Origin of the sequence: Enterococcus cecorum, from assembly GCF_052119425.1 — a bacterium.
GTDB classification, from domain to species: Bacteria; Bacillota; Bacilli; order Lactobacillales; family Enterococcaceae; genus Enterococcus_E; species Enterococcus_E cecorum_C.
Genome location: NZ_JBQKFH010000031.1, coordinates 17,398 through 30,199, shown reverse-complemented (window position 1 = coordinate 30,199; position 12,802 = coordinate 17,398). Strand labels below are relative to the sequence as shown.

The 12,802-nt window shown below is 38.2% G+C and carries 11 protein-coding genes and 2 pseudogenes; 11 read left to right on the top strand and 2 right to left on the bottom strand.

Annotation, left to right across the window (positions count from 1 at the left end; translation table 11 throughout):
- Positions 1 to 1,715, bottom strand: a 1,715-nt coding sequence (locus ACTQZM_RS08700) for a LysM peptidoglycan-binding domain-containing protein (protein ID WP_441653508.1), incomplete at its 3' end; no start/stop codon positions are given.
- 377 nt (positions 1,716 to 2,092) lie between these two features.
- Here ACTQZM_RS08700 and ACTQZM_RS08695 point away from each other — a divergent pair.
- From ACTQZM_RS08695 to ACTQZM_RS08680, 4 genes are all read left to right on the top strand, one after another.
- The gene (locus ACTQZM_RS08695; RefSeq protein ID WP_441653507.1) at positions 2,093 to 2,743 is read left to right on the top strand and encodes a phosphatase PAP2 family protein; all 651 of its coding nucleotides are present in this window, start codon (positions 2,093 to 2,095) and stop codon (positions 2,741 to 2,743) included.
- A gap of 41 nt (positions 2,744 to 2,784) precedes the next feature.
- Entirely contained in the window at positions 2,785 to 3,747 is a 963-nt protein-coding gene (locus ACTQZM_RS08690) for a TIGR01212 family radical SAM protein (protein WP_441653506.1), read from the top strand.
- Positions 3,741 to 4,310: a class I SAM-dependent methyltransferase gene (locus ACTQZM_RS08685; protein WP_441653505.1), complete on the top strand. Its 570-nt coding sequence runs from the start codon at positions 3,741 to 3,743 to the stop codon at positions 4,308 to 4,310. Before ACTQZM_RS08690 ends, ACTQZM_RS08685 begins: the two co-directional genes overlap by 7 nt.
- Positions 4,311 to 4,384: 74 nt before the next feature.
- Entirely contained in the window at positions 4,385 to 4,846 is a 462-nt protein-coding gene (locus ACTQZM_RS08680; protein ID WP_441653504.1) for a hypothetical protein, read from the top strand.
- A 48-nt stretch (positions 4,847 to 4,894) separates the two neighbouring features.
- On the opposite strand, the gene ACTQZM_RS08675 is transcribed toward ACTQZM_RS08680, so the two are convergent.
- On the bottom strand, positions 4,895 to 5,689 hold the full coding sequence (locus ACTQZM_RS08675; RefSeq protein WP_441653503.1) for an alpha/beta hydrolase: 795 nt from the start codon (positions 5,687 to 5,689) through the stop codon (positions 4,895 to 4,897).
- A 269-nt stretch (positions 5,690 to 5,958) separates the two neighbouring features.
- Between ACTQZM_RS08675 and ACTQZM_RS08670 the strand changes: the two genes are divergently transcribed.
- The 7 genes and pseudogenes from ACTQZM_RS08670 to ACTQZM_RS08640 all read left to right on the top strand — a co-directional run bounded on the left by ACTQZM_RS08670 (position 5,959) and on the right by ACTQZM_RS08640 (position 12,577).
- The gene (locus ACTQZM_RS08670) at positions 5,959 to 7,443 is read left to right on the top strand and encodes a DUF1538 domain-containing protein (RefSeq protein WP_441653502.1); all 1,485 of its coding nucleotides are present in this window, start codon (positions 5,959 to 5,961) and stop codon (positions 7,441 to 7,443) included.
- Entirely contained in the window at positions 7,443 to 8,081 is a 639-nt protein-coding gene (locus tag ACTQZM_RS08665) for a P-II family nitrogen regulator (protein ID WP_060470836.1), read from the top strand. Before ACTQZM_RS08670 ends, ACTQZM_RS08665 begins: the two co-directional genes overlap by 1 nt.
- A 111-nt stretch (positions 8,082 to 8,192) precedes the next feature.
- A pseudogene (locus tag ACTQZM_RS08660) lies at positions 8,193 to 8,417 on the top strand (alpha/beta hydrolase); the annotation flags it as partial.
- Between the two features lie 621 nt (positions 8,418 to 9,038).
- Positions 9,039 to 9,650, top strand: a complete 612-nt coding sequence (locus ACTQZM_RS08655; protein ID WP_441653501.1) for an IS607 family transposase — start codon at positions 9,039 to 9,041, stop codon at positions 9,648 to 9,650.
- Positions 9,634 to 10,785 carry an RNA-guided endonuclease InsQ/TnpB family protein gene (locus tag ACTQZM_RS08650; RefSeq protein ID WP_441653500.1) on the top strand — a complete coding sequence of 384 codons (1,152 nt, stop codon included), beginning with the start codon at positions 9,634 to 9,636 and terminating at the stop codon, positions 10,783 to 10,785. Before ACTQZM_RS08655 ends, ACTQZM_RS08650 begins: the two co-directional genes overlap by 17 nt.
- Positions 10,786 to 10,990: 205 nt before the next feature.
- Positions 10,991 to 11,656, top strand: a pseudogene (locus tag ACTQZM_RS08645) (alpha/beta hydrolase); the annotation flags it as partial.
- Positions 11,657 to 11,665: 9 nt separating this feature from the next.
- On the top strand, positions 11,666 to 12,577 hold the full coding sequence (locus ACTQZM_RS08640; protein WP_171378849.1) for an ROK family protein: 912 nt from the start codon (positions 11,666 to 11,668) through the stop codon (positions 12,575 to 12,577).
- The last annotated feature ends 225 nt before the right edge of the window (positions 12,578 to 12,802 follow it).

The window sequence follows — 12,802 nt, the reverse complement described above, 5'->3', positions numbered from 1 at the left end:
GCCCAAAGGCTATCTCCAGAAGCAACCGTATATGTCTTACTAGTGCTTGTTGATGTATTGCTTGACGTTGTCGACACTTGGCTTGGTGCTGGTGTTGTCGTAGCTATTTTATTTGGCGCTGTCGTACTTGTATTATTCCCTTGACCTACTTTTAATGTTTGACCTGGATAAATTATGTCACTAGTCAATCCATTCATATTCTTTAATTGACTCACAGATAAGCCATGTTTATTAGCAATTGCCCAAAGGCTATCTCCAGAAGCAACCGTATATGTCTTACCAGTGCTTGTTGATGTATTGCTTGGCGTTGTCGACACTTGGCTTGGTGCTGGTTTGGTTGTCGATGAAGAAACCGTATCTTGCGAAGATGCTTTGGTCTTGGTATTAAGTTTTTGTCCTGGATAGATAATATCGCTAGTTAAGTGGTTTATGCTCTTCAATTGGCTCACAGATAGGCCATGTTTATTAGCAATCGCCCATAAACTATCACCGGATTTGACTGTATAAATTGTATCACTTGTTTGATTAGTAGGTGTTTGTGTACTTGTCTGACTACCTGTGGGAATACTTGGAGTTGACTCAGGCGTAGGTGTTATCACATTATTACTACTAATATTTCGAATTTTCAAGACTTGTCCTGGATAGATAAAATTATTTTGTATATTATTTAAACTACGTAAAGTATCCATCGAAATACCGAATTGATGGGCAATCTTCCAAACTGAATCGCCTGCTACCACAGTATAAGTCTGAGCGTTCGAAGTGGTTGGGTTGTTAGATACTCCCGGTGTACTCGGAGTTGGAGTCACAGCTGTATTTCCCGTGCCTGTTTGAATCGACAATTTTTGTCCTACATAAATCATATCACTGGACAAATTATTCCAACTTTTCAATTGTGTAATAGTCACACCAAATTTGCGTGAAATTGCCCATAATGTATCACCAACAGAAACAGTATAAGTTGAGCCACTGAGATTACCAGTAGATTGACTTGGGCTATTAACTACTCCTGCATTGTTTTCTGAACTAATCCCTCCACCAATCACTGTAGAAGGAGTGCCATTACTCGCAGTATCGTATCGCGTTAGCCCGTATGTTTCAATAATACGGTTTAACGAAGTTGCATAGTTAGGATCAGTTGCATAACGTCCGGTCAACCAAGCAGTAGCATCACGATAAGAAGTCGTATTACTCTTCCAAGCACCGGCATAGTAGTACACGCCGGATTGGAAAGAAACATTTCTTAACGTACGCGCATTATCCATAAATGATTCCGCAAACGAAGGATAACGACGGAAAGGTTCGTTTTTCGTCACCCATTGGCCATTTAAAAATTCCAAAGTATTCATGTATACTGTTTGACCATTATAACTACCTTTAATGCCAAATAAATTATAGTTTGGTGCTTGGGCTAAAGTACTTTGACCCCAAGCACTTTCTAAAATCGCTTGAGCCATCATAACTGAAGCATATAAATCATTGGCATTGGCTACAGACTGGGCATGTGGGGCAATTTGATTGATAAATTGTTGTTGACTAGATGCACTGCTATATTGCACAGTATCTGCCTGAACATTCACTGCAGGCATTAATGGGGCAGCCACACTTACAGCCGTCACAGTACTCCCCACAACAGCTGCAGTTTTACTTAATTTTCGGTATTTTTTATGATTTGTTGTATGACGTTTCACTTGGTAACTGGCATGTTTTTTCATTTTCTATCCTCCATCACAAATAAATTATCGATTCCAAAAAAATTATTTTATAAATGCTATCCAAAACACTTTTATACAAACATATGTACCTGAAAATCGTTTATCTAAAAGCTCAAAATTTATTATACACCAAAACCTGAAGCTTTACTTTAAAAACGCATGAAACTCATCAATTTGTTATATTCTTAATCGGATGGTCAAACTTTTCCTACCCAAAGGACATAATTCTTTATAAAAATTTAGAAAAACAGCGCGTATTTTCACTGCTTACTACTAAAAAACGGCTATTTCGGCTATAATAGAACTCAAACTTATTCATTTGACGTAATATGACTGAAATGTTTAAGAAAATTATTCGTATCTAGAAAGGAAAAGACATGACAAAAAACAAACTTTATTATCAATTTGCTGGTAGCTGCTTTTTACTGCTATTTGCGGCTTTGACTTACATCGCTAAATTTTACCCGACAACTCTGAAAGGCTTTGACACAACGATCAGTCAAACCATTCAAGCGCTACGTCCACAAGGTACCGCCTTTTTTAGTTGGATAACCAAATTTGCCAATGTGATTACCATGGTCATCTTAACCATCGCTATTGTAGCCGTCTTAATCTATGGACAGCACAAACTAGAAGCGCTTTGGCTAAGTGCTGGCATGATTGGTGTGGCTTTAGCTTTAACAAATATAGTGAAAGTGTCAGTCCATCGCCTACGTCCAAGTGGTGAGCATCTGGTCCACGCGCCAGGCTATAGCTTTCCTAGTGGGCATTCTTCTGGTAGTATGGTTTTATATGGGACACTGATTTTCTTCGTGCCACTTTTTATTCACAACAAGACCAGTCAACGCATTTGCCAAGTCATCCTCGGCCTATTCATCTTACTCATCGGTTGTAGTCGCATCTATCTTGGCGTGCATTATCCAAGTGATGTGCTGGCTGGTTATTCGCTAGGCTTAGGTTGGCTGCTGTTGACCTATCCTATTTATGCCGAAAAACGTTTTATCCAAGAATTTAACAAACGCGCTTAATCCTTTTTCGGCTCAGAATCATAATATAAGGAAGTTATTAGATGAAATTTTTATATGCAGAAGATCAAAATAAACGTTATCACTCATGGAATTATGCCTTAAGACAACAATTCGGTGAGAAAATTTTTAAAGTTCCGATTGATGGTGGCTTTGATTGTCCGAACCGTGATGGCACCGTCGCTCATGGTGGCTGTACTTTTTGTAGCGTATCTGGCTCAGGGGATATGATTGTCGCGCCGGAAGATCCGCTACCGATTCAATTTCAAAAAGAGATTGATATGATGCATCAAAAATGGCCTGGCGTTGCACAATATATCGTCTATTTCCAAAACTTTACCAATACACACGCACCACTAGCCGTCATCAAAGAACGTTTCGAACAAGTGGTGAATTTGCCTGGGGTAGTCGGCTTATCCATTGGAACACGTCCGGACTGTTTGCCTGATGATGTGGTGGAATACTTAGCCGAACTGAACGAACGCCTTTATCTTTGGGTGGAATTAGGCCTACAAACTACCTATGAACAAACCAGCTACTTAATCAATCGCGCCCATAGCTATCAAACGTATTTAGACGGTGTGGCTAAATTACGCAAGCACAATATTCGTGTCTGCACCCACTTGATTAATGGTCTCCCTGGCGAAACTTATGAAATGATGATGGAAAATGTCAAACGAACGATTCTCGATTCTGATATTCAAGGGATTAAATTGCACTTACTTCACTTGATGCGTAATACCCGCATGCTGCGAGATTATCATGAAGGACGGTTGCGCTTATTAGGCTTTAAAGAATATGTCGATATCATTTGCGACCAATTAGAACTGATTCCACAAGACATTATCATCCATCGTTTAACCGGGGATGCGCCATTTGATTCGATTGTCGGTCCGATGTGGAGTTTGAAAAAATGGGAAGTCCTGAATGCCATTGATCAAGAAATGTTGCGCCGTGATTCTTATCAAGGTAAATTCGATATTCGTAAGCAGGTGAACATATGCTAAAGACTGCCTTACATTTTAGCCATCAACTCTTAAGGGAATGTGTACAACCTGGGGATATCGTGGTCGATGCAACGATGGGAAATGGCCATGATACCTTGTTTTTAGCCGAACTAGTCGGAGAAAAAGGTCAGGTCCACGCCTTTGATATTCAGCAACAAGCGCTCGAGCAAACCACCAAACGTTTAAGTGAGGCCAATCTAACCTCGCGTGTTGCTTGCCATCTGGTAGGGCATGAGCATGTTCTAGACTATTTAGCCCCAGATGACCAAATCCAAGCAGCTATTTTTAATCTAGGTTATTTGCCGAATAGCGATAAGCACTGTATTACACTCCCTGAAACAACCAAGCAAGCTTTAGACGGGCTCTTATCGCGACTAAAGGCTAAAGGACGCATCATTGTGGTCAGCTACTATGGTCATGTCGGTGGAGCAGAAGAATTACAGGCCGTTGAGCAATACTGCCAAGCGCTCCCCCAAGAAAGCATCAATGTGCTGAAATATCAATTTATTAATCAAAAAAATCAACCCCCGATTCTATTTTGTATTGAAAAAAAACGACGCTAAAGTGATTTGTGCTTTAGCGTTTTTTGGTACAATCATATTGTAAACGTTTAAATTTAGGTAAGGAGCGAGCAAATATGAAAAAGAATTTATCCATTGTTCTTTTAGTGATGGTTGTTGCGTGGCTTAGTTTTTTAGTAGGACGTTTCAGCCAATCCAGTCAATTAGAAGTATATCAGGTCAATTTTCAGGATTTAGAAGATTTGGATTTAAAAGGTTTAGAACTGGTTAGTAATCAAAAGCAAGTCGTAGTCACGAAACTACAGCAAATAGACAATCTCATTGATGAAAAAGTGAAAAATATTGCTGTCGTTATTACCGCAAAAGATCAAGAAATAGCAAGTTTATCTCGTAGTATTGAATGGCAGAATGGACAAGTCAAAGGATTAACAGACACAGACCTTAATGTAGCGATTCCTAAAAAGATTAAGATTACGCCTAAAGATACGCTAACAGCTAAAGTCACGCTCCACTATCAAGAAGGATTGCCTAAGAGCCAAACATGCAAAGTAAAACTACAACAATTTTTGCAAAAATAAACAAAAGCGTACCTACCTCGTAACCAATGAAGTAGATACGCTTTTTCCTTAGTTTGCTTGTTGCATGATTTCTTGCATCCAACTTAATACCTTTTGAATCCAAGTATCCCAAAATTGCCATTCATGTGCCCCTGGACCTGTTTTAAAAGTCACGTCAAAGTCATTTTTTTGCATGAGATCCACAACGATTTGACTCGATAACAAGAGCTCATCTTCCGTCCCACAACAGATGAAAAACTTGCTCTTTTGTTCCTTTTGATAGTGGGTAATTTGATAGGTAAAGTCGTTTTCTGAAGTTCGCCAAGTTTCTTCTGGGCCAAAAATGCCGCGCCAATAACTTGCATCGCGCGCTTGGAATAATTGTTCTTTGGCTTCTACCAAGGTAAGCATTCCTGACATCGCCGCAATTCCCGCAAATTTTTCTGGACAAAGCAAGCCCAGTTTTAATGCGCCAAAACCACCCATGGAAAGCCCAGCTGCAAAAGTCTTTGCTCGTTTAGTCGTTAATTGTGGGAATAACTCATGACAAAGCAGTGGTAATTCCTCCGAGATAAACGTCCAATATTTCATATCATATTGCGTATCCGTATACCACGCTAGGTCCGTTGACGGCATAATCACCGCAATCCCCAAGTCTTTTACATAACGCTCAATTGAAGTACGTCGGTGCCAAACACTATGATTGCCACCCATTCCATGTAATAAATATAAAACTGGAACATCTTCTGTCGCACCCACACTATTTGATCCTAATTTTTTGTATGTTTGTTGTGGTAAAATAACATCTATCATTACTTCCATTCCCAAAGTATTGGAATAAATATTCGCTTGTAAAAAAGCCATCTCACTTGTCGCTTCCTTTCTTGTCATTTTCGTTTACATTGTACTAGATTTTTCGAAAAATAGCACTAACTTTTGTTTGATTACCAATATTTTTTTATTTTAAAACAAATATCCCTCTGTATTTAAAGCGTTATCTTTGATTCAAAATGCTAATCATGTTACAATTTAGATAACATATTTATTATTTTATCATTATCTTTATCGGATATTTTCCTTTTGTATTAACAGATAAAATAATAATTCGTTGACCAAATTTCATTTTCGAGGTGATGTGTTTGCAGGTTTTACAAGCAAAATTTAAGGAAGTCTTTTTCTCCGTTTTACCGATTACCCTTATTGTCATATTGCTACATTTGACGATTAGTCCGGTACCAGGTGCAGTTTTATGGCGCTTTTTAATCGGTGAAATGTTTGTGGTGATTGGCTTAACTCTATTTTTAATCGGGGTAGACTTAGCGATTCATCCATTGGGCGATTTGACAGGAACTTTTCTCGCTAAGACCAATAAATTATGGACCGTACTACTCGGCGGCATTATCGTTGGATTTTTCATCTGCGCGGCGGAACCAGACTTAATTGTTTTAGCCAACCAAATTGAACAAGTCACGCAAAAAATGATGGCTAGTACCACCTTACTCATGAGCGTTTCATTGGGACTTGCGGTGATGTTAGCCATTGGTTTCTTGCGGATTTTCTATAATTTTCCACTTTATAAGTTATTACTTGGTATCTATGGACTTATTTTCCTATTAAGCATACCAACCAATCCAGCCTTTTTAGCCATGGCCTTTGATGCTTCAGGCTCAACTACGGGGGTTTTGGCGGTTCCTTTTATCTTGGCACTATCTGTCGGGATTTCTAAACTGAAGAAAGATAGTAAAGCTTCTGAGAAAGATAGTTTCGGACTGGTGGCGATTGCTTCTAGTGGGGCGATTGTGGCCGTCTTACTTTTACACTTACTAAGTCCTAAAAACGAGCTTGCCACACCAGTCTTTGAACTTGCTAGCGATAATCAAGCCATCTGGTCGCATTTTGCTCATTTGCTTTTCCACAGTATCAAAGAAGGGACGATTTCGGTTCTCCCGCTATTTCTGATTTTTGTCGTCTTACAGCTGATCAGTTTTAGATTGAAAAAAAGAGAAGTTTATCGGATGTTCATCGGATTTGGCTATGTGCATATTGGTTTAATCATCTTTTTACTTGGCGTTAGTGGCGGACTGATGGATATCGGCGGACTCATCGGCCATCAACTCGCTAGCTTTGATCGTAAAACTTGGATTCTAGCAGTTGGTCTGATCCTTGGGGTCGCAACTATTCTTTCTGAACCCGCTGTCTATGTATTAACCGATCAAATTGAGGAAGTCACAAGTGGTTATATTCAACGTAAAGCGATACTAGCCTCCCTTGCAGTCGGTGTGGGGCTGGCCGTCTTTCTTTCTGTCTTGCGGGTACTCGTGCCACAAATCCAGCTATGGCATTATCTATTACCGGGGTATCTTTTTGCTTTGGGATTAATGTTTTTCACTCCTAAAATGTTTATCGGGATGGCCTTTGACGCGGGTGGAGTAGCTACCGGACCAATGACTGCTACGTTTATCCTCGCCTTTATCCAAGGAGCCGCTGATAAAATCGAAAGTGCCAATCTGATTATTGATGGTTTTGGTATGATAGCCCTAGTTGCATTAATGCCAATTATTATGTTAGAGTTGTTAGGTGTCTTATTTAAACTGAAAAATAAACGGGAGGGAATCTGATGCAAGAGATTTATTTTATTGTCAACTGTGGTCTAGGTAGCAAATTACTCAAAAAAGCGAAAAAACTAGGCATGCGTGGGGGCACTATTTTGCGTGCACATGGTACGATTGAAAATTCTCTCTTACATTTATTTGCCCTTGATGATCAACGAAAAGAAATTGTGATGATGGCTGGTCCGAGCACCCTTTGCCGTGAAGTCATGCAAAAATTGGCCCAAATCTTTCATTTTGAAAAGCCGAATCACGGAATTGCCTTCTCACTACCCTTATTCAAAGTTTGCGGTGTGAGTTGTTATCCTGACCAAGAATATCCTAAAGAAAGTGAGCAAAGTGCTATGTACCAATCTATTTTGACTATTGTAAATCGTGGAAAAGCCGAAGATGTGATTACAGCAGCCAATCATGCAGGGGCAAAAGGTGGCACCATTGTCCATGGACGAGGCGCTGGCATTCATGAAACTAGTAAATTATTTGCGATGGATATCGAACCGGAAAAAGAAGTGGTCTTAATTTTAGCCAAGGCCGACCAAGCAAAAGACATCATCCAAGCCATTCGCACCGAGCTTGAAATCGACAAACCCGGCAATGGGATTATCCTCGTACAAGAAGTCCTAGAAACGTATGGAATCTATGAATAAATATTTAGAGTCATCTTATTTTGTGAGATGGCTCTTTTTTACTAGCCACCTTCCCTAAAAACGGCTATAATTTAATTATAAAAACGTTTTCTTTTATTTGGAGGAACAATTATGAATGAAGATATCTTAAAAGAAATTGAACAAATGCGTATTGCTTGTAAGCAAAATGATGACAAACGGGATGCGAATCTACCACTAGAAATCCCTGAAGTCACCCGTATCGATGACCTCAGTTATGGACCTGATCCAAAGTGGCATTTGCTGGATTTATATTTACCAAAAAATGTGCAAAAAAATATTCCCGTCATTGTTCATATTCATGGTGGCGGCTGGGTAACGAAACTGTTACAATAAATTTAGATAAATCTATGCAAATGTGCATAGAAGTATAGATTATTGAACAGAAAGCCCTGCGTATCTGGTGACAGGTGCGTACTGATGGAGTTAAAACGGTGGAAATCCTAAAGCCTTATTGACTACAACGTAGCTAGAAATGGCGAGCGTGAATGTTGCGAAAGCTGAAAGAACAATAAGGATAGTCTAAGTTGAAATAAAATCTAATTAGGTCTTATGAATGGTTAAACGTGACACAGAAGATACGTTAGGCACTAAGGGCTGTAACAATGGAAGTTCCGTTACGAAAGCGCTAAGTCTTATTTTTAAGATATGCGAAACGTCTAACGACTAGCCTCTTGAGGAGGATGTACAACACAAGCTAATGGTGTTGGAAAAATTCCGTTCTCTAATACATGTAGAGAAAAACATATAGTCTACGCTCATGTGAAAGCATGAGAGGTCTACTCGCAAGGGAAAGACTGCTATAAAAGTTGCGTTTTATAGTGAATGAAAAAAATATATACAAATCTAAATGAATATTTATTAATCTCTTGATAGAATATTATATTTATTTTATAATTTACATTGTAAAATAAAATATTCTAAAGAGAGGTGGTACATATGGAATTAATGTCCATTGGTAAATTTGCTAAAAAGGTAGGAGTAAATGTAGCGACTTTAAGAAGGATGGATGCGAGTGGCGATCTTAAACCATACCATGTTTCAAAAGGTGGCACGCGCTATTACTCTACCGAACAATTAAAATATTTTGGCGATACTCAACAAAAGGCAAAACTTGTTGTTGGATATTGCAGAGTTAGTACACCGAGTCAAAAAGACGAGTTAGAAAATCAAGTCAATAATGTTAAGACCTATATGATTGCTAAAGGCTATAGTTTTGAAATGATTACCGATATTGGAAGTGGTATCGATTATAAAAGGCAGGGGCTAAAAAAATTAATTGACAAAATAAATAACCAAGAAATCAGTAAAATAGTCATCCTATATAAGGATAGGCTGGTAGGATTTGGCTATGAGTTAATTGAATATCTCTGTTTTATTAATAATGTTGAAATAGAAATTATAGACCATACCGAAACATCAAAAGAAAAGGAACTGACAGATGATTTAATACAAATCATTACTGTTTTTGCCAATAGATTATATGGTCAACGTTCTAAGAAAACTAAGCGCTTGATTGACGAGGTGAAAAATAATGCGAACAGCGATTAAAATAAGATTGAAACCAACAAAAGAGCAAGAAATCTTATTTAGGAAATCATGTGGTGTAGCTAGATGGTCTTACAATTATTTTCTAGCTGAAAACGAGAAATATTATGCAGAACATAAAAAAATGCTCAAAGAAACAGAAGTTAGAAAGCATATTAATAATGTGTTAAAACCAACTACGCATACATGGTTAAAAGAAGTCGGAAGCAATGTGATGAAGCAAGCTGTAAAAGATGCGGACTTAGCGCTAAAAAGATGGTTGAAAGGAATAAGCGGTAAGCCAAAATTTAAAAGCAAACATAGATGTAAGGATAGTTTTTATGTCAATTATGAAAGTCTGAAAAGAACAAAAGATGGTTTCAGAGGAGAAAAAATAGGAAACGTTAAGACGTGTGTCTCATTACCTAAGATTAAAAAAGGTGAATATTATTCAAACCCTAGAATATCATTTGATGGCAAAAATTGGTATTTATCTGTCGGTTACGAAAAAGAATTTGAGAAAGCTGAACTAACAGATGAAAGTTTAGGGATTGATTTAGGAGTAAAGAATCTTGCTGTTACAAGCAATGGCAAAGTATACAAAAACATTAACAAGACCAAAAAAGTGAGACGTCTTGAGAAAAAGCTAAAAAGAGAACAACGAAAGCTTAGCAGAAAGATTGAACGCAATATAGCAGGTTACACTAAAAATAGAAAACCTATCTATAAGAAACCATTAAAAGAAATAAAGAATATAGGCAAACAAAAAGAGATAATTAAAAGCCTACATAAAAGACTTTCAGACATCAGAAAAAACCATTTACACCAAACAACAAGCGATATAGTGAAAACCAAACCTTATCGAATTGTAATGGAAGATTTAAATGTAAAAGGTATGATGAAAAACCAATATTTAGCTAAGTCTATTGCTAGTCAGTGCTTTTATGAATTTAAAAGACAAATGAAATATAAATGCGAAAGACTAGGAATAACATTTGTAGAAGTAGACAGATGGTATCCTTCATCAAAAACTTGTTCGCATTGTGGAAAAATAAAGAAGAATTTAAAACTAAGTGATAGAGTATTCCATTGTGAATGTGGATTTACGCTAGACAGAGATTTAAATGCTTCGATAAATTTAGCGAATTATCAAATTTAAACTGAATCACTCAAAAGATGGTTTAAATATGTACCTATCGATGCTAGGGAATTTAAGGCTCTGGACTGTTACATCAAACGAAAGTAGGGATTCCAAAATCGGACAGGATGAATGAGCAAGGCACAAAACGAAATTCTTAGGATATAAGTTGTGCCACAGTAGAAATATAAATATTCAATTAGAAATGTATATATTTTTCGCATCGGTTTACGGCACCAAAGAAACTTACCAATTTTACGGCATGTCTTTAGCCAAAGAAGGATTTGCTTTTGTGAATTTTACCTATCATTTAGGACCAGATGTTGCTTTCCCGGGTATTTTAGAGGATGTCGATTTGGTTATGCACTGGCTTTGTGAACATGCTAACCAGTATTATTTGGATTTAAACAATGTCTTCTTAGCTGGAGATAGTGCGGGTGGGCAAATGGTCGAACAATACTTAGCCATTTTAACCAATGAAAATTATCGTAAACACTTTAACTTCGAACTTCCTGATTTAACGATTCGTGCCGCCGCCTTAAACTGTGGGGCTTACTTTATTCACCTTCCAGGCAATCTACAAGGTGCGGTCACTGGCTACTTTACCAAAGAAGCTCAAGAAAAATACCGAGAAGTGCTCAATGTCGAAAAATACCTCACTAAAAATTTGCCACCACTATTTATTATGAGCAGCAACAAAGATTTTCTTTATGAACAAGCCATTCGTTTAGATGGTTACTTGATGGCCAAAGAAATTGACCATGAATTGCATATTTATGGCGATGAAAAGCACCCACGCGGTCATGTCTTTCACTGTAATATCAAGGATTCCATCGCTCAACAATGTAATTTAGACGAAATTAACTTTTTCAAAAAATATTTAGCAAACTAGGTGAAACAAATGGAACAATATCTCATTATCGACGTCGGTGGTACCAATATCAAAAGTGCACTGATGACAGAGAACGGTAAAATAATCAGCAAAAAACAACTTTCTACAGCCAAAAACTTAGAGGACTTTCAAGCACAAATTCTTTCATTAGTGGCTGAAGTGACTGAAAAAATTCATGGAGTCGCCTTCAGTATTCCAGGAAAAGTCGATCCTCATAGCGCAGTCGTCTATCACGGTGGCGCACTTCCTTTCATCGACGGCCTTGATTTAAAGCAACTCGTTCACACTAAGGCACCAGATGTAGAAGTAAGCGCTGAAAACGATGGTAAAGCTGGGGCCTTAGGGGAATATTGGCAAGGCAGTTTGCAAGGTCATCCGAATAGCGCAATTATCACTTTGGGCACAGGTGTCGGTGGCGGATTAATCTTAAACGGCCAAATTTTCCGTGGTAGTCATTTCCAAGCAGGTGAATTAAGTTTTCTATATGGTGGGAAATTGGAAGATAAACCGATTTTATATGGCTTACGGGGTTCAGCCGTGAAAATGATTCATGATATTGGCAAAGCTTTACATTTTGAAAATCTCGGTGATGGCAAGGCTGCCTTTCAAGCGATTATTCAAAAAGAGGAACAAGCTGTGAAAATCTTTGAAAATTACTGTCGCGATATTGCTATATTAATTTTGGATATGCATGCGATGCTCGATTTAACCCACTATGCCATTGGCGGTGGTATTAGCGCGCAACCCATTTTAATCGAGGAAATTAACCGGCAATATGACTTGTTGGCTGATAGTATCCTAGACCGAGGGATTAAAATCGTGAAATTATCCTTGCAACGTCCGCAAATCATCGCCGCAACACTCGGTAATGACGCAAATTTATATGGGGCGCTGTATGGATTGGTGAATACAGAGAAATGAATATGTACTCCGAACATGAATTAGTTCAACCTGTTGAATTTTTGCCAATTTGGTATGAATTATTCAATGAACAGCCACTCAGCCAAATTCCGGCAATTATTCCTTCACACTGGCATCGCGGATACGAAACGTTCGTGCGCAATCAGCTTATAAGGATATCTTGAACACATCCGAAACTTTGACCAACATCGCCCTAGCTAATGGCTTTAGCGGCTTGCGTTCAAT

What these genes read in the sequence shown, in the direction of transcription:
- ACTQZM_RS08695 (WP_441653507.1), top strand. Translation starts at nt 2,093, where the DNA reads ATGACAAAAAACAAACTTTATTATCAATTTGCTGGTAGCTGCTTTTTA.
- ACTQZM_RS08690 (WP_441653506.1), top strand. Translation starts at nt 2,785, where the DNA reads ATGAAATTTTTATATGCAGAAGATCAAAATAAACGTTATCACTCATGG.
- ACTQZM_RS08685 (WP_441653505.1), top strand. Translation starts at nt 3,741, where the DNA reads ATGCTAAAGACTGCCTTACATTTTAGCCATCAACTCTTAAGGGAATGT.
- ACTQZM_RS08680 (WP_441653504.1), top strand. Translation starts at nt 4,385, where the DNA reads ATGAAAAAGAATTTATCCATTGTTCTTTTAGTGATGGTTGTTGCGTGG.
- ACTQZM_RS08675 (WP_441653503.1), bottom strand. Translation starts at nt 5,689, where the DNA reads ATGGCTTTTTTACAAGCGAATATTTATTCCAATACTTTGGGAATGGAA.
- ACTQZM_RS08670 (WP_441653502.1), top strand. Translation starts at nt 5,959, where the DNA reads ATGTGTTTGCAGGTTTTACAAGCAAAATTTAAGGAAGTCTTTTTCTCC.
- ACTQZM_RS08665 (WP_060470836.1), top strand. Translation starts at nt 7,443, where the DNA reads ATGCAAGAGATTTATTTTATTGTCAACTGTGGTCTAGGTAGCAAATTA.
- ACTQZM_RS08655 (WP_441653501.1), top strand. Translation starts at nt 9,039, where the DNA reads ATGGAATTAATGTCCATTGGTAAATTTGCTAAAAAGGTAGGAGTAAAT.
- ACTQZM_RS08650 (WP_441653500.1), top strand. Translation starts at nt 9,634, where the DNA reads ATGCGAACAGCGATTAAAATAAGATTGAAACCAACAAAAGAGCAAGAA.
- ACTQZM_RS08640 (WP_171378849.1), top strand. Translation starts at nt 11,666, where the DNA reads ATGGAACAATATCTCATTATCGACGTCGGTGGTACCAATATCAAAAGT.